The organism is Cellulomonas sp. KU4C (assembly GCF_056868065.1).
The window spans coordinates 2,960,890-2,982,241 of sequence record NZ_CP200322.1 but is presented as its reverse complement, the minus strand read 5'-3'; the positions used below and the strand labels follow the sequence as shown (position 1 = coordinate 2,982,241).

Here is a 21,352-nt window from a genome sequence, read left to right as displayed (position 1 = left end):
GATCCTCCGCATGGGGCAGCGAGTGACCATCTCCGACGTGGCGCGGACCGCGGGTGTCTCCGTGGCGACCGTCTCGAAGGTCATCAACGGACGGTACGGGGTGGCGCAGTCCACCTCCTCGCGGGTCCAGGAGGTCATCGACGACCTCGGGTACGAGTCGAGCCTGGTCGCCCGGTCGCTGCGCTCGCACCGGACGCACGTGATCGGCATCCTCGTGGCGGAGTTCGAGCCGTTCAGCGCCGAGATCCTCAAGGGCGCCGCCACCGCCCTCGCCGACACCGGCTACGAGCTGCTCGCCTACACCGGCGGACTGCAGGGGCGCGGCGCCGGCTGGGAGCGCCGCTACCTGTCGCGCCTCAGCGGGACGCTGATCGACGGCGCCGTCCTGGTCACGCCGACGGTCGTGGACGCCGACGCCGGCGTCCCCGTCGTGGCGATCGACCCGCACACCGGCCCGACCGGCCTCCCCACCGTCGACTCCGACAACCTCGCCGGCGCCGTCCTGGGCACCCGGCACCTGCTGGAGCTCGGCCACACCCGGATCGCTTTCGTCGGCGGACGCGCCGACCTCGAGTCGTCCCGGCTGCGCGAGCAGGGCTTCCGCGAGGCGATGGCCGCCGCCGGTGTCCCCGTGGACGAGCAGCTGGTCCGCGCCGGCGACTACCGCAAGGAGTCGACCCGCGAGCCGGTGCGCGAGCTGCTCGAGCTGCCCGACCGACCGACGGCGATCTTCGCCGCCAACGACCTGTCCGCCATCGCGACGCTCGAGGTCGCCCGCGACGCCGGCCTCGACGTCCCCGGGGACCTGTCGGTGATCGGGTTCGACAACATCCCCGAGTCCGCGATGACCGAGCCGCCGCTCACGACCGTCCACCAGCCGATCCAGCAGATGGGCGCCGCCGCGATCCAGATGCTCGTCGCCCTGCTCGACGGCTCCCCCACGCCGGACCCGCACGTCCGGCTGCCCACGGCGCTGGTCCGCCGCGGGACCACCGGCCCGCGCTGAGCAGCACGACCGCTCCCGTCAGACCGCGGTGTACGCGAGCGGCTCGCCCGGCGTCAGCCGCCGGTACTCCTGCGCGCCGCCGAGCCCCGAGACCAGCCGGTCGCACAGGGCCTTGCCCGTGTCGCTGAGGATCGCGTCGTGGATCGGCGACGCCACCCGCGGCCCGACGGCCCGCACGTAGTCGATCGCGTCGGCGAGCCGCAGCCACGGCGCGCTCACCGGGACCAGCAGCAGGTCGACCTCGACGCCCGCCGGCGGGAGCGTGAACGAGTCGCCCGGGTGCAGCACCGTGCCGTCGACCAGGTACGCCACGTTCGTGACGGGCGGCAGGTCCGGGTGGATCACGGCGTGCGCCTCGCCGACCGCCCGGACGTCGAACCCGGCCGCGGTGAACGCGTCCCCGTCGGCGGCCGCGTGCAGCCGCTCCGCGGGAGCGCCGGCCGCCACCAGCTGGTCGACGACCCCCGCCGGTGCCCACACCTGCAGCCGGTCGCGCCTGCCCAGGGCCGCGACCAGCGCCGCGGGGTCGACGTGGTCCGGGTGCTCGTGGGTGACCAGCACGGCGTCGGCGTCGTCCAGCAGCGCGAGGTCGCTGAACGACCCCGGGTCCACGACGAGCCGGCGCCCGTCCCGCTCGAACCGGATGCAGGCGTGGCCGCCCAGGGTGAGGGTCATCGGGTCGCTCATGCCGCCAGCATCACCCCGCGGGGCGGCGTCCGTCGACCCGGGAGCAGACCACGGGCCGACGCCGGATTCCCCTGAACGGCCTGGTCCGGCTACCGTGTCCGCGTGCTGGTGCTGGGAGTGTGCTCGCTCAAGGGCGGCGTGGGGAAGACGTCGGTGACCCTCGGGCTCGCCTCGGCCGCGCTCGAACGGGGTCTGCGGACGCTCGTCGTCGACCTCGACCCGCAGGGCGACAGCACTCTCGCCCTCGCCACCGCGCCCGCCGCGAGCGACGTGGCCGGGCTGCTCGACTCCCCCACCGCCGAGACCCTCGCCGCCGCCACCGCCCCGAGCGCGTGGGCCGAGTCCGGGCTGGACGTCCTGGTCGGGTCCGCCGCGTCCTCGCGGCACGACGCCTACGACGGGGCCGTCGCGGACGTCGACCGGCTGCGGTTCGCCCTGGCCTGGGTGCACGACTACGACCTCGTGCTCGTCGACTGCCCGCCGTCCCTCGGCGGGCTCACCCGCACCGGGCTGACCGCCTGCGACCGCGCCGTCGTGGTGACCGAGCCGGGCCTGTTCTCCGTGACCGCCGTCGGCCGCGCGATGCGCACCATCGACGAGCTGCGCCGCGGGCCCGCCGGCCAGCTCCAGCCGCTCGGCGTGGTGGTCAACCGCGTCAAGGCGCGGTCGGTCGAGCAGGCGTTCCGGCTCGAGGAGCTTCCGCGGGCTGTACGGGCCGCTGGTGCTGACGCCGTTCGTCCCCGAGCGCGCGGCCCTCCAGCAGGCGCAGGGCGCCGCGCAGCCGGTGCACGCGTGGCCGGGCGCGGGGGCGCGGGAGCTGGCGTCGACGTTCGACGAGCTCCTCGACCGCGCGCTGCGCGCCCCGCGCTGACCCCGGGCCGTCGCCCACGCCACCCGGGCTCGCGGGCCTGCACCCGCCGCCGGTCCCCGCCATCCCGTGCCCCCGGCGCCCGCCATCCTGCGCCGAGTCAGGACCGTCGCGCCGAGACAGGACGCCCGGTGGCCCTGTCTCGGCGCGACGGTCCTATCTCGGCGCGCGGGCGAGCGCGTGTGCGGGCCGGTGGCAGGACGACGCAGGCCCGGAGCCCGCAGCAGCGGGGTCCGGGCCTGGGGTGTCGTGCGGGTCAGCCGGCGGTGCGGGCCTTGCGGCGCGCCGCGAGCTCGTCGTGGCCGGTGCCGACGGGGGCGTCGTCCTCGGCGCGCTCGGTGGGCAGCTGCGCCAGCGTGCCCTCGACCTCCCGCCAGACGCGACCGACCGCGATGCCGAACACGCCCTGACCGCCCTGGACCAGGTCGATGACCTCGTCGGCGGAGGTGCACTCGTACACGCTCGCACCGTCGGACATCAGCGTGATCTGGGCGAGGTCCTCGACGCCGCGCTCGCGCAGGTGGCCGACGGCGGCGCGGATCTGCTGCAGGGAGACGCCGGTGTCGAGCAGACGCTTGACGACCTTGAGCACGAGGATGTCGCGGAACGAGTAGAGCCGCTGCGTGCCGGAGCCGGTCGCGGGCCGGACGGACGCCTCGACCAGGCCGGTACGGGCCCAGTAGTCGAGCTGGCGGTAGGTGATGCCGGCCGCGCGGCAGGCCGTGGGGCCGCGGTACCCGGTGGTGACGTCCAGGTCCGGCAGGTCGTCGCCGAACAGCAGGCCCTGGGCACGCTGGGGAACGCCGCCGGCAGCGTCTGCTGCCTGCTCGGTGCCGGTCACGGGATCCTCCAGTCGTCACGTCCGCCCTCGCCGGTCCGGCGGTCGCGGTCCACACATCGTGCGGTGTTCTGAGGGCAACGCTAGGGCCGCCACCAGGGCCGGTCAACGACCGCCGCGCCCGCGGTTCCCGGCGTGTCGCGCACGGCGTGTCTTACCTTCGACTTGAAGTTGAACCTAGGGGTCCCGGCGGCCGCGGTCACGGCCGCTCGCCCGGCTCCCCGCGCTCGAAGTCGACGGGCTCCACGTGGTCCAGGAACTCGCGGAACTGCGCCACCTGCTCGTCCGGGTCCGCGACCCCGGCGCCGGTGCCGGCGGCCTCCTCCACGCTCACCGGCGCCGCCTCCAGGCCGACCTCGGCCAGGACGTCCGTGGCGCACATCACCTTGCAGCCGACCCGCACCGCGAGGGCGATGGCGTCCGACGCCCGCGCGTCCACCCGGGTCCCGTCCCCCAGCACCAGCGCCGCGTGGAACACGCCCCCGACGAGCTCGGTGATCTCGACCCGGCGCACGGCGACGTGCACCGCCGCGAGGACGTCCCGCAGCAGGTCGTGCGTCATCGGCCGTGGCGGGACGACGCCGGCCTGCGCCGTGGCGATGGCCCCGGCCTCGGTCGCGCCGATCGCGATCGGCACGACCAGCTCCCCACCGGCTCCAGGAGCAGCACGACGAGCTCGTCGTCCCCCGGGTGCCGTCGGACGCCGAGGACGTCGAGCTCGACCAGGTCGTCCTCCTGCATGACGCCCACGCTACGTCCGCGCGCGCGTCCGCGCACCGGTCCGCGCCCGGCGACCTCGTTACGCCCTCGGATCAGGGGGCGAGGTCCGCCACGCCCGCGCGCACGAGGGCCGTGTGCAGGCGGGTGCACAGCTCGCCCACCTCCGCTGCCACCGTGCTCGCCCGCCCGCGCGCCGACGGCGACGACTGCCCGCGCCACGGTGCCACCACGGCCTCGACCATGTCGAGCTGCCGGTCGGCGGCGCTGCGGAACGCCCGCAGGTGGCGCGCCTCGATCCCGTGCTCGGCCAGCGCCGACGCCGCGACCACGACGTCCTTCGCCCACGCGTCCAGGTGGCCGGACGCCGACGGCCGCAGGACGCCCGCCTGCACCAGGTCGGTCACCAGCTGCTCGTCGACGGCGGCCTCGCGGGCCAGCGCGGCGGTGGTGTACCGGGCCTCGACCCCGCCGGAACGCGGCACGCCGTCCTCGGTGACGATCAGCGCAGGTCCGGTGGCCTCGGACTCCTCGCCCGCGTCCAGCGCAGCCAGCCGCTCCCCGATGACCTTGAGCGGCACGTACCGGTCCCGCTGCTCGCGCAGCACGAACCGCAGGCGCTCGAGATCGGCCGGGCTGTACTGGCGGTACCCGGCGGCGGTGCGCACGGGGTCCACGAGGCCCTGCTCCTCGAGGAACCGGAAGCTTGGAGTTGGTGACCGCCGGGAACTCGATCCGCAGCGCGGCGAGGACGTCGGAGATCCGCATGGTCGCCTGGCGGGACAGCCCGCGCGGCCAGGCGCCGGCCTGCTCCGGGGCCACCGCGGGTGCGGCGGCGTCCTGCGGCGCGGCGTCCTGCGCGGCCTCGGCCCGGCGGGCGGGTCGCGCCGCGCTCACGACGCGGGCTCGGCCTGCTGGCCGCCCGGACGGGACGCCGGGCTCGGGTGGAACGTCATCCGGAACTTGCCGATCTGCACCTCGTCGCCCGCGCGCAGCACGGCCGAGTCGATCCGCTCCCGGTTCACGTAGGTGCCGTTGAGCGAGCCCACGTCCCGGACCACGAAGTCGTCGAGCTCGCGGACGAACTCCGCGTGCTTGCGCGAGACCGTCACGTCGTCGAGGAAGATGTCCGCGCTCGGGCTGCGACCGGCCACGGTGCGCTCGGCGTCGAGCAGGAACCGCGCGCCCGAGCTCGGGCCCCGCTGCATGACCAGGAGCGCCGAGGTGCGCGGCAGGGCCTGCACGGCGGCGGCCTGCTCGGCGGTCAGCCCGACCGGGCCCGCGGGCTCGTGGTCGAGCGATCCCAGCGACCCGAAGCTGATCGTGGTGTCCGTGGCCGCCGGCGCCGTCGGGCGCTGCTCGCCCCCCGGGACCTGCTGCTCGTCGCTCATGCCACCCCTCCCAGACCTGCACCGCTCACCGGCCCCGACCTGGGCCGGGGTCCCGACAGCCTATGCGGTCCGGCCCGCCTGAGCACAGCCCGTCCGCCGGTCACGGCGTGTCAGCCGCCGCCACCCGTGCCCGGGGTGGCGTGCTCGGGCTCCGGCACCGCCCGCGTCGCGGTGATCTCGACCCGGTCCTCGGTGGCGACCGAGGCCGTGCCGCCGTCGATCTGCACCTTCGCGACCGCGCCGCCGGGGATGGCGAGGGCCGTGGCGATGGTGTCCGCGTCGCCGATCGCCACCCAGCGGTACGGCGGCGCCACGACCGCGCCGTCGACGACCACGCCGTCGTCCGTCCCGAGGACGTAGCTCGACGCCGTCAGCCGCTGGTCGTTCAGCTGCACCGCCTCCGCGCCGGCGTTCCGCAGCTCCTCCAGCAGGTTGAGCAGCGTGAGCGCCTTCACCTCGCCGTCGGGGTCCTGCACCGTCACGACGACTCCCGGGCCCTCGGCCGGCAGCCGGCCGGACAGGATGCCCTGCGCGGCGGCGCTGCGGGTCGCGGCCTCGAGCGCCGCCTCCCGGCCGGTGCTGCCGGACTGCAGCTCGGTGTGGGTGCGCTCGAGCTCGGTCACCTGGTCCTGCAGCTCGTCGGCCTGCCGGGTCGTCTGGTCGAGCAGCGACACCAGCTCGGACTCGCGCATCACGCTGAGGCTGGACTGGTCGGTCTGGCGCACCTGCACCGCGATCGCGAACCCCAGCAGTGCGCAGAGCACGCCGGTGAGCACCTGGGCGCGGGTCGCGCGCGGGCGCAGCGCCCGCCCGAGGGCGCGCCAGCCGACGACGCGCTCGGGCGTCGACGGCGGCAGGGGCGGCGCGTCGGGCACGGGGTCGGGAACGGGGTCCGTCACGGCTCAGGCCTTGAACAGGTGCCGGCGGATGGCCGCCACGTTGGAGAAGATCCGGATGCCGAGGACGACCACCACGCCCGTGGACAGCTGCGACCCGACGCCGAGCTGGTCGCCCAGGAACACGATGAGCGCCGCGACGACCACGTTGGACAGGAACGACACGAGGAACACCCGGTCGTCGAACAGGCCGTCCAGGACCGCCCGCAGACCGCCGAACAGCGCGTCCAGCGCCGCGACGACCGCGATCGGCAGGTACGGCTGCAGGGCCGCCGGGACGGTGGGCTCCAGCACCAGGCCGGCGATGACCCCCACCACCAGGCCGATGACCGCGATCACAGCTCCCCCTCGTCGTCGTGCTGGTCCCCGCGGGTCGTGCCGTCGGGGGCGGGAGCGGCGCGCGGCGCCGGCTCCGAGGACAGTGTGCCGGACTGCGCGGACCCGGACGGGCCGGTCCCGGCGTCGCCCGGGAGGACCGCGACGCCGTCGGGCAGCTCCGCGGCGCGCAGGGTGATGGTCGCGGCGGCCGGCAGCGCGAGGTCGCGCTGCGCCGAGACCTGGGTGCGGATGCCGTAGGTCGACTGCAGCACCGCGAGCAGCTGCCCGCCCGAGGTCCGGGTCAGCCGGGTCTGCATCTGCTGCGGGTCGCCCACGGCCTCGATGCGGTACGGGCCGACCAGCGGCACGACGTCGACGAGGATCGCGTCCCCGGCCGTGCGGATCGCGGTGGTCGGGCCGAGGCGCTGGCCGTTGACGGCGATCGCCTCCGCCCCCGAGGCCCACAGGCCGTTGACGATGATCTGCAGGTCGGAGTCGCGCACCCGCGAGTCCGGGTCGTCCGCGCCCGCGACCTGCTCGCCGTCCTGGAGTGTGACGCTCAGGCCGCCCCCGGTGACCGCGGCGGCGCCCGACGCGACGGAGTCGACGGCGATCTGGTCGAGCAGCGGCGAGTCGGCGGCGGACAGCGCCTGCTCCTGCAGGACCGCGATCTCGTCGGCGAGCTCGGTGCTGCGGTCCCGCAGCCGGTCGAGCTCGGCGCTGCGCTCCTCGATCTGCTCGGCGAGCACCTGCCGGGCCGCGAGCTCGGACGGCTTCGGTGCGCGCAGCGCGATGACCGACCAGGTGGTGGCGACCCCGAGGACCACGGCGAGCAGCGCGACGGCGACGGTGCCGGGACCGCCCCGGCGACGGGTGCGGCCGGAGCGCGCGCGGCGCTCGGCGGCGTCCCGGTAGTCCGGGTCCAGGGGGTTGCGGGTCACCTCGGTCAGCAGCGACATCGAGGCGTCCGGCCGGCGCGACGCCGGCCCGGTCACGCAGCCACCGTGCGCGGCTCCCCCGCGTCGGCGCCGCCCCGCGGGCCCAGCAGCGACCAGGCCTGGCGGACGTACAGCGCACCGGCGAACCAGTAGAGCGCGACGCCCCACCACGCGCAGGCCCAGCCCAGGACGGACGCGAGGTCGCCCACCAGACCGCCCCAGTGCGCGAGCAGCAGCAGGGGGAACGCGTACAGCAGCGCGAAGGTCCCCGCCTTGCCGGCCAGGTGCACCTGCAGCGGGCCGTAGCCGTGGCGGGCGAGGAACACCAGCATGACCAGCAGCATCGCCTCGCGGGCGAGGAGCACGACGACGAGCCACCACGGCACGACGTCGCGGGCGGCCAGGCCCAGCAGGGTGACGAGGATGAACAGGCGGTCGGCCGCGGGGTCGAGGACCTGGCCGAGGCGGGAGACCTGCTGCAGACGTCGCGCGAGCACGCCGTCGAGCCAGTCGCTCGCGCCCGAGGCGGCCAGCACCACCAGGGCCCACCCGTCGTGCCCCTGGGCGATGAGCACGGCGAAGACCGGGACCATCAGGAGACGGACCAGGCTGATGACGTTGGGCACGGTCACGACGCGGTCGCTCACCACCACGTCCGGCTCCCCCACAGCACTCCCGCCTCGTCCGACCTGATGAAGCCCACATCCTATCCACCCGGCGCCCGCGCCCCGGGCCACCCACGCGGCCCGTCCGCGGGTTCGGTAGGTGGCGCGGCGGCGCCGCTGTGGTTCGCTGAGGCGCATGGCCGCCGTCAACGACCCCGCCGTCATCCGCCGCCTGCTCACCACGCCCGGCACCTGGGCGGTCGTCGGGCTGTCGACCAACCGGGCCCGCGCCGCGCACGGCGTGGCCGCCTACCTCCAGCAGCTCGGGCAGCGGATCGTGCCCGTGCACCCGCGGGCGGAGACGGTGCACGGCGAGCCGGGGGTGCGGCGGCTGGTCGACGTGCCCGGCCCGGTCGACGTCGTCGACGTGTTCGTGAACTCGGGGCTGGCGGGCGCTGTCGTGGACGAGGCCATCGCCGTCGGGGCGCGCGCGGTGTGGCTCCAGCTGGGGGTCGTCGACGACGCCGCCGCGCAGCGGGCGATCGACGCGGGGATGGACGTCGTGATGGACGCCTGCCCGGCCATCGAGGGGCGGCGCCTCGGCCTCGGGTGAGTGCTGTGCCGGAGGTCACCGTCGCCCTGAGCGCCACCCGGGGCGGTCGGCGGCTACGATGGGGGAACTCGGAGTTCGTCGCAGTGTCCCGTGATGTGCGTGCCGAGGCCCCCTCCTCTTGAGCGCGGCCTCGTGATGTGTGGGTGTGGGAGTGCGACCGCGAGCCGACCGGACGGTCGGCCCAGCAGCTCCCCCCAACGACACGAAACGGTGCCACCCGTATGACGTCTGCCCTTGACGCCGCCCTGCCCGAGAACGCCACCGCCGAGCCCCAGGGCCCGACGTTCGCCGACCTGGACCTGCCCGCCGCGCTGCGCGAGGCCGTCCTCGGTCTCGGGTTCACCTCCCCCACCGCCATCCAGGCGAAGGCCATCCCGGCGCTGCTGTCCGGCCGCGACATCACCGGCGTCGCCCAGACCGGCACCGGCAAGACCGCCGCGTTCGGGCTGCCGCTGCTCGCCGCCGTCGACCCCGAGCTCCGCGAGGTGCAGGCCGTCGTCCTGGCCCCGACCCGCGAGCTCGCGATGCAGGTCGCCGACGCGCTCGAGTCGTTCGCCCGCAACATGCCCGGCCTCGAGGTCCTCGCCGTCTACGGCGGCTCGCCGTACCTGCCCCAGCAGCGCGCGCTGCGCAACGGCGCCCAGGTCGTCGTCGGCACCCCCGGTCGGATCATCGACCACCTGGACCGCGGCAGCCTGAACCTCGACTCGATCCGGTTCCTCGTGCTCGACGAGGCCGACGAGATGCTGCGCATGGGCTTCGCGGAGGACGTGGAGCGCATCGCCTCGGCCACCCCGCGGACGAAGCAGGTCGCGCTGTTCTCGGCGACGATGCCCGCCGGGATCAAGCGGGTCGCCGCGCAGCACATGACCGACCCGGTCGAGATCACGGTCTCGCGGCAGTCGTCCACGGTGACCAGCGTCAAGCAGACCTACGCCGTGGTGCCGTTCCGGCACAAGGCCGGTGCGCTGGCCCGCGTGCTCGCGATCAGCTCGGCGGACGCCGCGATCGTGTTCGTGCGCACCCGCAGCGCCGCCGAGGACGTCGCCGTCTCCCTCGTGGAGCGGGGCGTGGCCGCCGCCTACATCTCCGGTGACGTCGCCCAGGGCGACCGCGAGAAGATCGTCGAGCGGGTCCGCTCCGGCGCGATCAACGTCCTGGTCGCCACCGACGTCGCGGCCCGCGGGCTCGACATCGACCGCATCGGCCTCGTCGTGAACTTCGACGTCCCCGGCGAGCCCGAGGCCTACGTGCACCGCATCGGCCGCACCGGCCGCGCGGGCCGCACCGGCGAGGCGCTGACCTTCGTCACCCCGAACGAGCAGGGCCGGCTGCGCGCCATCGAGCGCACCACCCGCCAGCAGCTCGAGCAGATCCAGATCCCCTCCCCCGCGGACGTCTCCGCGCACAAGGTGGTCCAGCTGCTCGACCGCGTCCCGGCGCGTCGCGACCTCGGCCGCCTCGAGATGTACCGCACCGCCGCGTCCGAGTTCCTGGCCACGCACCCCGAGGTCGACACCGCGGACCTCGTCGCGGTCCTCGCGGCGCTCGCCGTCGGCGACGAGGGCCCCGCGCCCCGTCCGACCGAGGGCGACGACCTGGACGACGCCCTGTCCCGTGCGCACCTCGCGCCGGAGCGTGGCGGCGCCCCCCGGGGCCGCGACGGCGCCGACAGCCGCCGCAGCAGCGGTCCGCGCTCGGCCGGCACCGGCCCGCGGTACCGCCTGGCGGTCGGCTCGCAGCACGGCGCCCAGCCGGGTGCCATCGTCGGCGCGCTGACCAACGAGGGTGGTCTCACCGGCAAGGACCTCGGGAAGATCGACATCTTCTCGACGTTCTCGCTCGTCGAGATCCCCCAGGGGCTCAGCACCGAGGCGTTCGACCGGATCGGGCGCGCCCGCGTCGCCGGCCGCCCGCTGCGGATCCGGGTCGACGAGGGCCCCCGCGCCCCGCGCCCGCAGACCGGTGCCTCGCGCGGCCCGTCGCAGCACCACTCCGCGCACAGCGCGCCGCGCCGCGACTCCTACGGCAGCCGCGACGGCGGCCGGGACGCGTACGGCAGCCGCGACGGTCGCCGCACCAGCACCCCGCGCTGACCCCGCACCCCCCGACGACGCCCCCGGCACCTGCACGCAGGTCCCGGGGGTGTCGCGCGTCCGGGGTCGTGCGTCCGGCGTCGGGCGTCGGGCGCCGGCCACCGTCGCCGAGTCAGGGCCGCCGCGCCGAGACAGGACGCCCGGAGGCCCTGATTCGGCGCGGCGGACCGATCTCGGCGTCAGCGGGAGGGTCCGGCGTCAGCGGGAGGGTCCGGCGTCGGCGCCCGGGTCAGGCGGCCGCGGCGAGCTCGCGGCGGACCGCCGCCACGAAGTCGTCGACGTCGTGCTCCGTGGTGTCGAAGGAGCACATCCACCGGACCTGGCCCGTGGCGCGGTCCCAGTCGTAGAACCGGCGGACCTCCCGCAGCGCGTCCGCGGACGCGGCCGGGAGCGACACGAACACCGCGTTGGCGTCGGTCGGCTGGGTCACGCGGATGCCGGGCACCTGCTCGACGCCCGCCCGCAGGCGGGCGGCCATCGTGTTCGCGTGCCGGGCGGACCGCAGCCACAGGTCGCCCTCGAACAGGGCGATCAGCTGGGCGGACACGAACCGCATCTTCGACGCCAGCTGCATGTCGACCTTGCGCTGGTACGCGATGCCCGGCGTCGACCCCGGCGTCAGCTCGAGCACGGCCTCCCCGAACAGCGCGCCGTTCTTGGTGCCGCCGAGGGAGACGACGTCGACGCCGACGTCCGTGGTGAGCGCGCGCAACGGCAGGTCGAGCGCGGCGGCGGCGTTGACCAGGCGGGACCCGTCGAGGTGCACCCGCAGGCCCAGCGCGTGGGCGTGGCCGGTGATCGCCCGGATCTCGTCGGGGGTGTAGACGGTGCCGAGCTCGGTGGCCTGCGTGATCGACACGACGCCGGGCTGGGCCCGGTGCTGGTCGCCGAACCCGTGCGCCCGGGTCTCCACGAGCTCCGGGCGAGCTTCCCGTCGGGCGTCGGGACGGTGAGGAGCTTCAGGCCGCCGACCCGCTCGGGTGCGGCGTTCTCGTCGGTGTTGATGTGCGCCGTCTCGGCGCAGATCACCGCGCCCCACCGGGGCAGCATCGTCTGCAGCGCCAGCACGTTCGCGCCGGTGCCGTTGAACACCGGGTACGCCGTGGCGTCGGCACCGAAGTGCCCGCGCAGCACCTGCTGCAGGTGCTCGGTGTAGGGGTCGGCGCCGTACCCGGCGACGTGCCCCTCGTTGGCGGCGGCCAGGGCGGCCAGGACCTCGGGGTGCACCCCGGCGTAGTTGTCGGAGCCGAGCTCGCGGCGGGCGGGGTCGTGCAGTCTGTCCACCGGACCATCCTGCCGCAGCCGGGCGGGTGGTCCGACCGCGGTCAGCCCGCGGCGGCGGCCGCCGCGGCGCGCTCGGCCCGGCACTCGGCGCAGGTGCCGAGGAAGCTCGATGGTGTGCTCGACGTCCGAGAAGTCGTACGTGGCGGCGATCTGCGCGGCCCAGGACTCGGCGCCGGGGCCGTCGATCTCGACCGCCTTGCCGCAGTACCGGCACACCAGGTGGTGGTGGTGGCTGCGGCGCTGGCACCGGCGGTAGACGGCCTCGCCGTCGGGCGAGCGGAGCACGTCGACCTCACCGGCGTCAGCGAGGGTCTGCACGGCCCGGTAGACGGTCGCCAGCCCGGTGGTGGACCCCCGGCCGCGCAGGACGTCGTGGAGCTGCTGGGCGCTGCGGAACTCGTCGAGGTCGTCGAGCAGCCCGAGGATCTCGGTGCGCTGCTTGGTGGTGCGCTGTGCGACGGCCATCGTGCGTGCTCCCTCCCGCTCCGCCCGGTGCGGGCGGCTGACCATGATAGGCCACGAGCCGGGGACCCGTGCAGGTCCCCGGCTCGTGGTCGTGCACCGGCGGGCCGAGGCCCGCCCGCGCGGGTGGTTCAGTTGGCGGCGACGGCGCGCTTGAGGGCGCTGCCGGCCGTGAGCTTCACGCGGAAGCCGGCCGGGATGTCGAGCTTCTCGCCGGTCTGCGGGTTGATGCCGGTGCGCGCGGCACGGTCGGCGCGGGACACCGCGAGCAGACCCGGGATGGTCACGCTCTCGCCGGCGCTGAGCTGCTCGACGAGGACCTCCTGGAAGGCCTTCAGGGCCGCGTCGGCAGCGGTGTTGGTGAGCCCGGCCTTGGCGGCGATGGCCTGGACGAGCTCGGTGCGGTTCACGCTCACGGATGTGCTCCTTGTGGATCGAACGGGGCGTTCGGGCCGCGCGGCGCCCTCGACGGGGCGTCAGCATCCGGCGGACCGACGCGCACGACCATAACGGCAGGTGGGCCGCTTCCCACAACGCCACGCGGGTGGTGTGTCGCCCGGAACGGGGCCACGACGGGCTCAGGACGGGCTCAGGACGGGCTCGGCGCGGCCTCACGAGCCCGTGCGCCGGGCCTCCAGGTGCCCCAGCAGGCGGTCCAGGGGCCACGCGTCGAGCACCCGGTCGGCCCCGATCCCGTGCGCCGCGGCCCGGTCGCAGCCCACGGCCTGCCACGACAGCTGGCCGGGCGCGTGCGCGTCGGTGTCGACGGTGAACAGGCAGTCCGCGGCGACCGCGACGTCGAGGAGCGCGTGCGGCGGGTCGAGCCGGTCCGGCCGGCAGTTCACCTCGACGGCGACCCCGTGCTCGGCGCAGTCGGCGAACACCGCGGCCGCGTCGAACTCGCTCTGCGGGCGCTGCCGCTTGCCCGTCAGCTGCCGCCCGGTGCAGTGCCCGAGCACGTCGACCAGCGGGTTCGCGACGGCGGCCCGCATCCGCCGGGTCATCGCGGGGGCGTCCATCCGCAGCTTGGAGTGCACCGAGGCCACGACGACGTCCAGCCGGTCGAGCAGCTCGGGCTCCTGGTCGAGGGAGCCGTCGTCGAGGATGTCCACCTCGATGCCGGTGAGCACCCGGAACGGCGCGATGGCGGCGTTCAGCGCGGCGACCTGGTCGAGCTGGGCGCGCAGGCGGGCGGGCGACAGGCCGTTCGCGATCGTGAGGCGCGGCGAGTGGTCGGTGACGGCCAGGTACTCGTGGCCGAGCTCCATCGCCGCGAGCACCATCTCCTGGATCGGGGTGGACCCGTCGCTCGCCTCCGAGTGGGCGTGCAGGTCACCTCGCAGCGCGGCGCGCAGCTCCGCGCCCGCGCCGGTCGCCTCGACCGCGGGGTACTTCTGCTCCAGGTCGTCGAGGTAGGGCACGGGGCCGCCGTGCGCCGCGGCGGTCGCGACCTCCGCCGTGCGCGCGCCGACACCGGGCAGGTCGGTCAGCGTCCCGGCGGCCACCCGCGCGCCGACCTCGGCCGCCGGCAGCCGCTCGATGCTGCGCACGGCCGTGCGGAACGCCTCCGCGCGGTACGACGACGCGCCGCCGCGCTCCAGCAGGAACGCGGCCCGGCGCAACGCGGCGACGACGACGTCCTGGATCTGCTGCGGATCCGTCCGGTCCTGGGCCGCCACGGGTCAGGACGCCCGCTTGCGACGGGGACGCGCGGGCTTGTCCTGCCCCTGCTCGTCCGGGGCCTGCTCGTCCGGCTCGGACTTCTTGGAGCGCGACCGCGTGGCCTTCGTGGGCGGCTTGGTGCCGGTCCCGTCCTCGTCCGCCGACGCCCGCGAGCGCGCGGCCGGCTTGCGCGGTGCCTTCTTCTCCGGCGTCGGCTCCTCGCCGCGTCCCGCGCGCGCCTTCTCGACGCTGCGCTGCAGGGCGGCGAGCAGGTCGACGACCTCGCCGGAGTCCCCGCCCTCGCCCGCCTCCTCGGCCTGCGGGACGGACTGGGTGCGCCCGGACGACACCTTCGCCTCGATCACGGCCTCGAGCGCGGCGCGGTACCGGTCCTCGAACCCGGACGGGTCGAAGTCGCCCGCCAGCGACTCCACGAGGGAGGACGCCATCGCGAGCTCCTGGGGCTTGACCGTCACGTCCTGGTCGAGGATCGGGAAGTCCGCCTCCCGCACCTCGTCGGGCCACAGCAGCGTCTGCAGGCAGATCACGTCGTCCCGGACGCGGAGCACGGCCATGGACTCGCGCTGCCGCAGCGCGACCTTCACCACGGCCATCCGCTCGGTGCTGGTCAGCGCCTCGCGGAGCAGGGCGTAGGGCTTGGCTGCGGTCTTGTCGGGCTCCAGGTAGTAGGTCTTGGCGAGCAGGATCGGGTCGACCTGGTCGACGGGCACGAACTCCAGGACCTCGATCTCCCGCTCGGTGGCGAGCGGGAGCTGCGCCAGGTCCTCGTCGGTGAGCACCACCAGCTGGCCGTCGTCGGTCTCGTAGCCCTTGGCGATCTCGGCGTACTCCACCGGCTCGTCCTCGATGCTGCACACCTTGCGGTACCGGATCCGCCCGCCGTCCTTGCGGTGCACCTGGTGCAGCGGGACCTCGTGCTCGCCGGTCGCGGCGTAGAGCTTCACGGGCACGTTGACGAGGCCGAAGGCCACGGCGCCCTTCCAGATCGCGCGCATCGGGACCACCCTCCTGGTGCGGGCCTCCCCGCGACGACGACACGTGCACTGGGCAGGATGGACCCGTGCAGCCCATGCTCGCCACCCCAGTTGCCTCGGTGACGGGTTCCGCGCGCCTCCCGGACGGTCCCGAGTGGCGGTACGAGGTCAAGTGGGACGGCGTGCGGGTCCTCGCCGACACGCGCGGGGAGCGGTTGCGGCTGCTGGGCCGTAACGGTGCCGACGCCGCGGCCGCCTACCCCGAGCTCGACGCCCTCGCGGACGTCCTGCCGCCGGGGACCGTGGTCGACGGGGAGGTGGTGGCGATGCGCGACGGCGTCCCGTCGTTCCCGGCGCTGGCCGAGCGGATGCACGTCCGGGACCGGGCGCGGGCAGCGGCGCTCGCCCGCCGGACCCCCGTGACCTACGTCGTGTTCGACGTGCCCGTCCTGGCGGGCGAGGACCTGACCGCGCGGCCGTTCACCGAGCGGCGTGCCGCGCTCGACGACCTCGCCCTGCCCGACCACGTGCAGCGGTCGCCCGTGTACGAGGACGGCGACCTGCTCTGGGAGGCGACCCTCGCGCAGGGCCTCGAGGGCGTGGTCGCGAAGCGCGCGCGCTCGCCGTACCGCCCGGGCGTGCGGTCCCCCGACTGGGTGAAGGCCGTGCACCGGCGCACCCGGACGACGCTGGTGGGCGGCTGGCGGCCCGAGTCCACCGGCAGCGGTCGACTCGGGGCGGTGCTGCTGGGCGCGCCCGACGCCGGTGGCGACCTGCGGTTCCTGGGGCGGGCCGGCAGCGGGATCGCCGGGCCGCTCGCCCGTGACCTGACCGCGCTGCTCGGCCCCCTGGCGTGCGCCGGCTCCCCGTTCGCGGACCGGCTGGACCCCGTCGACGTGCGCGGGACCGTGTGGGTCGACCCGGTCCTGCTGCTCGACGTCCGCTACCTCGCCCGGACCCCGTCCGGGCGCCTGCGCCAGCCCGTGGTCCGCGGGCTCCGTGACGACACCACCGTCGACCCCTGGGAGCAGCCGTGACCCCCGCCGGACCGCAGGACCCGCCGCAGACCGTCCGCGTCGGGGACCGCGACGTGCGCCTGACCCACCTGGACCGCGTCCTCTACCCGTCGACCGGGTTCACCAAGGCCGAGGCCATCGACTACGTCGTGCGCGCCGCGCCGGCGCTGCTCGCCCAGCTGCACGAGCGGCCCGTCACCCGGATCCGGTTCCCGTCCGGCGTGGGGGGCGAGACGTTCTTCGAGAAGAACACCCCGCGCGGCGCCCCGGCGTGGCTGCGGCGGCAGACCCTGCCCGCGGCGCCCGGCACCGACGACGAGGGAAAGGACCTGGAGCTGCCGTTCCTCGACGACGTCGCCGGGCTCGTGTGGGCGACGAACGCGGGGGCGCTGGAGCTGCACACGCCGCAGTGGACCGTCGGGCCGCGCGGCGGGCTCCGCGACCCGGACCGCCTGGTCGTCGACCTCGACCCCGGCGCACCGGCGGGGCTCGCGGAGTGCGCCCGGGTCGCGCACCTCGTCGCCGACCGGCTGCGCGAGGACGGTCTCACGACCGTGCCCGTCACCTCGGGCAGCAAGGGCATGCAGCTCTACGCGCCGCTGCCCCGACCCCGCACCGCCATGCAGGTGCGGCAGTACGCGCGGGACCTCGCGCACGAGCTCGCCGCCGCGCACCCCGACCTGGTCGTCGCCGTGATGCGCAAGGACGTGCGCGGCGGCAAGGTGCTGCTCGACTGGTCGCAGAACCACCCGGCGAAGACCACGATCACGCCCTACTCGCTGCGCGGGCGCGAACGTCCGGCGGTCGCGGCGCCCCGGTGGTGGGACGAGATCGGCCCCGGCCTCGCGCAGCTCTCCCCCGCCGAGGTGCTCGACCGGCTCGACGCCGACGGCGACCCGTTCGCGGCCGGCTGAGCGCCCGCGCGCACCGGTCCTCACCTGCGGTTGCGGCCGGGCCCGGGGCGGGGCAGCGTGGAGCCAGCCGGCGTCGTCGGACGCCGAGACGTCACGAGGAGGACATCGCCATGGCTCGTCGCACCGATCTCCCGAAGTACACCGTCCCGTCCCTGTCCGTGGAGGACGGCGGCGCGGTCGCCGAGATCCTGCAGGACCGCCTGAACGCGCTGAACGACCTCGCCCTCACGCTCAAGCACATCCACTGGAACGTGACCGGCCCGCACTTCATCGCGGTGCACGAGATGATCGACCCGCAGGTCGACGCGGTCCGGGCGATGGTGGACGCCATCGCCGAGCGCATCGCCACGCTGGGCGTCGCGCCCGTGGGTACGCCCGGCGCCCTGGTCGCCGCGCGCAGCTGGGACGACTACTCGATCGGCCGCGCGAGCGCGATCGAGCACCTGGGCGCGCTCGACGAGGTCTACGTCGGCGTGATCACCGACCACCGCAAGGCGGCCGACGACACCGAGGACCTCGACACCGTGACCAACGACCTCCTGGTCGGCCACCTGCACGAGCTCGAGCTGTTCCACTGGTTCGTCCGCGCGCACCTGGAGTCCGCGGGCGGCGAGCTGAGCACGCACGCCTCGCACGGCGAGAAGGAGGCCGCGAGCGACGCGGGCAAGGCCGCGAAGGGCGCCGCCTGACCACCACCCCCACGACGCCGACGCCCCGGTCACCGACGAGGTGACCGGGGCGTCGTGCTGCGCGCGGGGGCGCGGCGGGGGTCAGAGCCGCTCGGGGTCGTCCCAGTCGTCCGAGGCGGCGATGGCCTCGTCGTCGGGCTGGAGCTCGCTGTCCCCCAGGGTGCGGGGGGCCCGGCTCGGGTCGCCGCCCGAGCGGACGTCGGCGGCGCGCAGCTCGGCCTCGGACCGCGGGGGCTCGCTGCGGTGCGGGTTGGCGGTGTCGGTGGTGAGGTCGCGGGGGCGGGAGGTCATGCCTCCGGTTGTACCGCGTCGCGGGCGGCGGGACCAGTCCTGCGGGCGCTCCGGGTCACGCCAGGCCGGTGACCGCCCGGACCCACTCCCCCAGCACCCCGCCGGAGGTCAGCACCACCGCCCAGCCGATCGCCAGCTGCGCCGCGGCCGCCACCACGATCAGCACCTGCCGGCGCCGGCTGGGTGCCCGGGGTGCGATCAGCAGCACGTACATCGCGGTCAGCACGACGTACGTCTGCCCCGCGGCCTCGCGCAGACCGAGCCAGAGCGACAGGTACAGGCCCGCGAGGGCGATGCCCGGGGCGATCAGGGTCCACGGGTCGCGCACGGCCCGGACCGTGGAGCCGATCAGCACCAGCGGGGCGCTCAGCAGCGCGAGCGCGACGAGCCGGCCGGCGTCGGCGGCCGAGGCGGCGACCCCGCCGGGGAACCAGCCGCCGGCGGCGGCGTGCGCCATCCCGCCCAGCGGGTCGTCGGCGAACCACCAGGAGATGTAGAGCCAGAACAGCAGCGCGGCGACGGCGGGGAACAGCAGCACCGCGACCGTCGCGGTGTTCGCGCCGCTGCCCGAGCGCCCGGCCCGGCGGGTGAAGAACGGCGCGACCGCACCGAGCGTCAGCGCGTACAGCCACGCGCCCGGGTCGACCATCACCGCGACGCCGAGCGCGAGACCGGCCCGGAACCCGGCCTCGGTGGACCGCCGCTCGACGAACGACGCGATCCCGTCGAGCGCGAGCACGAGCAGCGCGACGCCGAGCAGCGACTCGAGGTCGTTCGCGGCCAGGTAGTACAGCGGCGGCGTCAGGACCAGGATGCTCAGCACCGCGCCCGTCGCCCACGCGCCGAAGCCCTCGCGCACCAGCACCGCCGCGAGCCGCTGGAGCGTGAAGCCGAGCACGACCGCCGCGACGAGGTTCAGCGCGAGCGCGCTCCCGCCGACCAGCGAGGACAGCGCGGCCGACAGCGGCGGGAACACGTCCGCCATCCACGACGGGTCGGTGTCGCCCCAGCGGACCAGGTCGCCGCGCGCGGCGAGCGCCGTGTTCGCGGCGGGCTGCCAGGGCGAGTCCCGCGACAGGAGCGCCACCGCGACGAAGGGCAGCGCGAACGCCGCCCGGACGCCCCAGCGGGCGCCCGGGTGCCGCGGCCAGTCGTCAGCCGCGGAGCGACGGGACGGCGTGCGGGGCAGCGCCGGAGACGCCGGTGAGGCCATGTGCGGTCTTCTCCCAGTAGTGCGGCTTGGTGATGAGCTGCCAGAGCCCCTTGTACGCGGCGACCGAGTGCAGCACCCAGTACGCCGGGTTCGCGACGCCCCAGATCACCAGCCGGTACCGGCGGCGCTTGAACGCACCCATCATCGAGACGTAGATCATCAGGGCGCTGCCGACGCCGAGGTTGAACATCGACAGCCAGAGCACCCACCCGGGGAACAGGAACGCGAGCTGCTGGGGGTCCAGGAACAGCGACGCGAGGAACACCCCGTAGAGCAGCGGCACCGCGAGGAACGTCGCGGGCGTCCCGCCGACCAGGAACAGGAACGACAGCGTCTGGCGGAGCCCCGCGACCCGGACGAGCCGGAACGGGTTGCGCAGGTGCACGAGGGTGGTCTGCATGTAGCCCTTGATCCACCGCGACCGCTGGCGCACGAAGTTCGGGTACGAGGTGTTGGCCTCCTCGTACGTGGTCGAGTCGATCACGCCGACCCGCATCCCCTCGGCGGCGGCGCGGATGCCGAGGTCCGCGTCCTCGGTGACGTTGTACGGGTCCCAGCCGCCGAGCCGGCGCAGGCCGCTGACCCGGAAGTGGTTGGACGTCCCACCGAGCGGGATCGCCAGCCGGCCGTACTCCAGCCCGGGCAGCATGTAGTCGAACCAGAACGAGTACTCCAGCGTGAACATGCGGGTCAGCGGGTTCTCGTCCGCGTTGAAGTAGTTGAGCGCCGCCTGGACGCAGACCAGCTGCTCGCCGGCGTCCCGGAACGCCAGGACCGCCTTCTTCAGCTGGTCCGGCTCGGGCTTGTCCTCCGCGTCGAAGATGACCAGGAACTCCCCCGTGGCGAACTCCAGACCGACGTTGCACGCCTTCGGCTTGGTCTGCGGGGCGCCCGCCGGGACCGTGATGAACCGGAAGTGCGCGGGCGGGTTCGCCGCCTCCGCCGCGGCGCGCGTCTCGGTGTCGTCCTCCTCGACGAGGATCAGCACCTCCAGCAGGTGCGCCGGGTAGTCGAGCGCACCCAGGTTCCCGATCAGGTTGGCGACGATGTTCGCCTCCTTGTACACGGGCACGAGCACCGTGTACCGGGGCAGGTCGGTGTCGGCCAGCGCCGCGAGGGCCGCGGCGTCCGTGCGCGTCACGTGCTCCATCCGGGCGCCGCGCAGCGAGGCCCAGAACTTGAAGCCCGTGCCCACGAGGAACGCCAGGCCGACGACCACCGACAGCGTGACCACGACGGCCCGCGGGCTGGCCACGGCGGCGAGCGCGACCGCGATCACGGCCAGCACCAGCGCGACGCGCTGCCACGGCACGAGCACCTGCCGCGCGGAGTGCGCGGGCGAGCGGCCCCACAGGCCGAGGCTCGCCCGGTCGCGCAGGTCGCTGCCGTACCGGTCCAGCACGGCCTGCTGGAACTCCCAGCGGTCGGCGAGCACGAGGAACGGCTCCTCGCCGAGCGTCGCGGCGATCGACGCCCGCCGCTGGGGCGTCGGCTCGTCGGTGATCGCGACGACCAGCACGCCGTCCGCGCGCCGCTCCAGGGGGAGCCAGTGGTCGCCGAGCACCGTGCCGACGTCGACGCCGGGCGTGTCCAGCGCGTCGAGCGCCGCGGCGGTGCGACCGGGGACGGCGTAGGGGATCTCCCAGAGGTCGGCGAGCGCGCGGGTGAGCGACTCGGAGTCGATGGCGCCGATCGAGACCAGCACCTCGCCGATGTAGGCGCCCGACTCCTGCGCGACCCGCGCGGCGGCGTCCAGGGTGGTCTTGCCGACGAGGCCGCGGTCGACCAGGTGGTCGCCGATGCGTCGGTCCTGCTGGTGGCGTGCCACGCCCGCTCCTGTCCCCCGGTGGTGT

General features: G+C 75.2%; 22 protein-coding genes and 2 pseudogenes. 7 read left to right on the top strand and 17 right to left on the bottom strand.

The annotated features are described in order from the left end of the window. Positions 1-10 precede the first annotated feature (10 nt). Positions 11-1,006, top strand: coding sequence for a LacI family DNA-binding transcriptional regulator (locus AC1VL8_RS14050; RefSeq protein ID WP_389228816.1), 996 nt, complete (start codon positions 11-13; stop codon positions 1,004-1,006). Positions 1,007-1,024: 18 nt separating this feature from the next. Here AC1VL8_RS14050 and AC1VL8_RS14045 read toward each other — a convergent pair whose 3' ends face one another. Further along, complete coding sequence (locus AC1VL8_RS14045; protein ID WP_483075583.1) at positions 1,025-1,693, bottom strand: MBL fold metallo-hydrolase; 669 nt, start codon at positions 1,691-1,693, stop codon at positions 1,025-1,027. 102 nt (positions 1,694-1,795) lie between these two features. Here AC1VL8_RS14045 and AC1VL8_RS14040 point away from each other — a divergent pair. After that, a pseudogene (locus AC1VL8_RS14040) lies at positions 1,796-2,564 on the top strand (ParA family protein). Positions 2,565-2,817: 253 nt separating this feature from the next. Here the strand turns inward: AC1VL8_RS14040 and AC1VL8_RS14035 are convergent. The 8 genes from AC1VL8_RS14035 to clsA form a co-directional block, all read right to left on the bottom strand. Further along, complete coding sequence (locus AC1VL8_RS14035; RefSeq protein WP_389228807.1) at positions 2,818-3,402, bottom strand: MerR family transcriptional regulator; 585 nt, start codon at positions 3,400-3,402, stop codon at positions 2,818-2,820. Positions 3,403-3,598: 196 nt separating this feature from the next. Then, positions 3,599-4,036, bottom strand: a complete 438-nt coding sequence (locus AC1VL8_RS14030; protein WP_483075582.1) for a bifunctional nuclease family protein — start codon at positions 4,034-4,036, stop codon at positions 3,599-3,601. A gap of 175 nt (positions 4,037-4,211) precedes the next feature. Beyond that, positions 4,212-4,793: a transcriptional regulator FtsR gene (gene ftsR, locus AC1VL8_RS14025; RefSeq protein WP_483075581.1), complete on the bottom strand. Its 582-nt coding sequence runs from the start codon at positions 4,791-4,793 to the stop codon at positions 4,212-4,214. A gap of 216 nt (positions 4,794-5,009) precedes the next feature. Then, a complete protein-coding gene (locus AC1VL8_RS14020; protein WP_389228798.1) occupies positions 5,010-5,507 on the bottom strand; it encodes an FHA domain-containing protein in 498 nt (165 codons plus the stop codon). A gap of 110 nt (positions 5,508-5,617) precedes the next feature. Beyond that, positions 5,618-6,406, bottom strand: coding sequence for a DUF881 domain-containing protein (locus AC1VL8_RS14015; protein ID WP_483075580.1), 789 nt, complete (start codon positions 6,404-6,406; stop codon positions 5,618-5,620). A gap of 3 nt (positions 6,407-6,409) precedes the next feature. Further along, entirely contained in the window at positions 6,410-6,742 is a 333-nt protein-coding gene (locus AC1VL8_RS14010) for a small basic family protein (protein WP_213282098.1), read from the bottom strand. Beyond that, on the bottom strand, positions 6,739-7,716 hold the full coding sequence (locus tag AC1VL8_RS14005; protein WP_483075579.1) for a DUF881 domain-containing protein: 978 nt from the start codon (positions 7,714-7,716) through the stop codon (positions 6,739-6,741). Before AC1VL8_RS14005 ends, AC1VL8_RS14010 begins: the two co-directional genes overlap by 4 nt. Further along, positions 7,713-8,309, bottom strand: a complete 597-nt coding sequence (clsA, locus tag AC1VL8_RS14000) for a cardiolipin synthase ClsA (protein ID WP_483076260.1) — start codon at positions 8,307-8,309, stop codon at positions 7,713-7,715. The genes AC1VL8_RS14005 and clsA overlap by 4 nt, the downstream gene beginning before the upstream one ends. A gap of 151 nt (positions 8,310-8,460) precedes the next feature. Here clsA and AC1VL8_RS13995 point away from each other — a divergent pair, with 151 nt between their 5' ends. Beyond that, complete coding sequence (locus AC1VL8_RS13995) at positions 8,461-8,877, top strand: CoA-binding protein (protein ID WP_483075578.1); 417 nt, start codon at positions 8,461-8,463, stop codon at positions 8,875-8,877. Positions 8,878-9,098: 221 nt separating this feature from the next. Beyond that, the gene (locus AC1VL8_RS13990; RefSeq protein WP_483075577.1) at positions 9,099-10,973 is read left to right on the top strand and encodes a DEAD/DEAH box helicase; all 1,875 of its coding nucleotides are present in this window, start codon (positions 9,099-9,101) and stop codon (positions 10,971-10,973) included. A 229-nt stretch (positions 10,974-11,202) separates the two neighbouring features. Here the strand turns inward: AC1VL8_RS13990 and AC1VL8_RS13985 are convergent, their stop codons facing one another. The 5 genes and pseudogenes from AC1VL8_RS13985 to ku form a co-directional block, all read right to left on the bottom strand. After that, positions 11,203-12,012, bottom strand: coding sequence for a threonine aldolase family protein (locus AC1VL8_RS13985; RefSeq protein WP_483075576.1), 810 nt, complete (start codon positions 12,010-12,012; stop codon positions 11,203-11,205). A 38-nt stretch (positions 12,013-12,050) separates the two neighbouring features. Continuing rightward, positions 12,051-12,722: pseudogene (locus tag AC1VL8_RS13980) on the bottom strand (Fur family transcriptional regulator); the annotation flags it as partial. Between the two features lie 128 nt (positions 12,723-12,850). After that, positions 12,851-13,135 (bottom strand): HU family DNA-binding protein, encoded by a 285-nt coding sequence (locus AC1VL8_RS13975; RefSeq protein WP_389228775.1) that lies wholly within the window; start codon positions 13,133-13,135, stop codon positions 12,851-12,853. A gap of 195 nt (positions 13,136-13,330) precedes the next feature. Next, positions 13,331-14,398, bottom strand: coding sequence for a PHP domain-containing protein (locus AC1VL8_RS13970; RefSeq protein ID WP_483075575.1), 1,068 nt, complete (start codon positions 14,396-14,398; stop codon positions 13,331-13,333). A 3-nt stretch (positions 14,399-14,401) separates the two neighbouring features. Next, positions 14,402-15,397 carry a non-homologous end joining protein Ku gene (gene ku / locus AC1VL8_RS13965; protein WP_483075574.1) on the bottom strand — a complete coding sequence of 332 codons (996 nt, stop codon included), beginning with the start codon at positions 15,395-15,397 and terminating at the stop codon, positions 14,402-14,404. Between the two features lie 74 nt (positions 15,398-15,471). On the opposite strand from ku, the gene AC1VL8_RS13960 reads away from it, so the two are divergent. The 3 genes from AC1VL8_RS13960 (at position 15,472) to AC1VL8_RS13950 (ending at position 17,995) form a co-directional block, all read left to right on the top strand. Continuing rightward, complete coding sequence (locus tag AC1VL8_RS13960) at positions 15,472-16,413, top strand: ATP-dependent DNA ligase (protein ID WP_483076259.1); 942 nt, start codon at positions 15,472-15,474, stop codon at positions 16,411-16,413. Next, complete coding sequence (gene ligD / locus AC1VL8_RS13955; protein WP_389228766.1) at positions 16,410-17,306, top strand: non-homologous end-joining DNA ligase; 897 nt, start codon at positions 16,410-16,412, stop codon at positions 17,304-17,306. The genes AC1VL8_RS13960 and ligD overlap by 4 nt, the downstream gene beginning before the upstream one ends. Before the next feature lie 110 nt (positions 17,307-17,416). Continuing rightward, a complete protein-coding gene (locus AC1VL8_RS13950) occupies positions 17,417-17,995 on the top strand; it encodes a Dps family protein (protein ID WP_483075573.1) in 579 nt (192 codons plus the stop codon). 81 nt (positions 17,996-18,076) lie between these two features. Here AC1VL8_RS13950 and AC1VL8_RS13945 read toward each other — a convergent pair whose 3' ends face one another. From AC1VL8_RS13945 to AC1VL8_RS13935, 3 genes are read right to left on the bottom strand one after another with little or no spacing between them, the layout of a single operon-like run. Then, complete coding sequence (locus AC1VL8_RS13945) at positions 18,077-18,286, bottom strand: hypothetical protein (protein WP_389228760.1); 210 nt, start codon at positions 18,284-18,286, stop codon at positions 18,077-18,079. A 55-nt stretch (positions 18,287-18,341) separates the two neighbouring features. After that, positions 18,342-19,499, bottom strand: a complete 1,158-nt coding sequence (locus AC1VL8_RS13940) for a hypothetical protein (protein WP_483075572.1) — start codon at positions 19,497-19,499, stop codon at positions 18,342-18,344. Then, complete coding sequence (locus AC1VL8_RS13935; RefSeq protein WP_483075571.1) at positions 19,441-21,327, bottom strand: glycosyltransferase; 1,887 nt, start codon at positions 21,325-21,327, stop codon at positions 19,441-19,443. The genes AC1VL8_RS13940 and AC1VL8_RS13935 overlap by 59 nt, the downstream gene beginning before the upstream one ends. Positions 21,328-21,352 lie beyond the last annotated feature (25 nt).

What these genes read in the sequence shown, in the direction of transcription:
- AC1VL8_RS14050 (WP_389228816.1), top strand. Translation starts at nt 11, where the DNA reads ATGGGGCAGCGAGTGACCATCTCCGACGTGGCGCGGACCGCGGGTGTC.
- AC1VL8_RS14045 (WP_483075583.1), bottom strand. Translation starts at nt 1,693, where the DNA reads ATGAGCGACCCGATGACCCTCACCCTGGGCGGCCACGCCTGCATCCGG.
- AC1VL8_RS14020 (WP_389228798.1), bottom strand. Translation starts at nt 5,507, where the DNA reads ATGAGCGACGAGCAGCAGGTCCCGGGGGGCGAGCAGCGCCCGACGGCG.
- AC1VL8_RS13995 (WP_483075578.1), top strand. Translation starts at nt 8,461, where the DNA reads ATGGCCGCCGTCAACGACCCCGCCGTCATCCGCCGCCTGCTCACCACG.
- AC1VL8_RS13990 (WP_483075577.1), top strand. Translation starts at nt 9,099, where the DNA reads ATGACGTCTGCCCTTGACGCCGCCCTGCCCGAGAACGCCACCGCCGAG.
- ku (WP_483075574.1), bottom strand. Translation starts at nt 15,397, where the DNA reads ATGCGCGCGATCTGGAAGGGCGCCGTGGCCTTCGGCCTCGTCAACGTG.
- AC1VL8_RS13960 (WP_483076259.1), top strand. Translation starts at nt 15,472, where the DNA reads ATGCTCGCCACCCCAGTTGCCTCGGTGACGGGTTCCGCGCGCCTCCCG.
- AC1VL8_RS13950 (WP_483075573.1), top strand. Translation starts at nt 17,417, where the DNA reads ATGGCTCGTCGCACCGATCTCCCGAAGTACACCGTCCCGTCCCTGTCC.
- AC1VL8_RS13945 (WP_389228760.1), bottom strand. Translation starts at nt 18,286, where the DNA reads ATGACCTCCCGCCCCCGCGACCTCACCACCGACACCGCCAACCCGCAC.
- AC1VL8_RS13940 (WP_483075572.1), bottom strand. Translation starts at nt 19,499, where the DNA reads ATGGCCTCACCGGCGTCTCCGGCGCTGCCCCGCACGCCGTCCCGTCGC.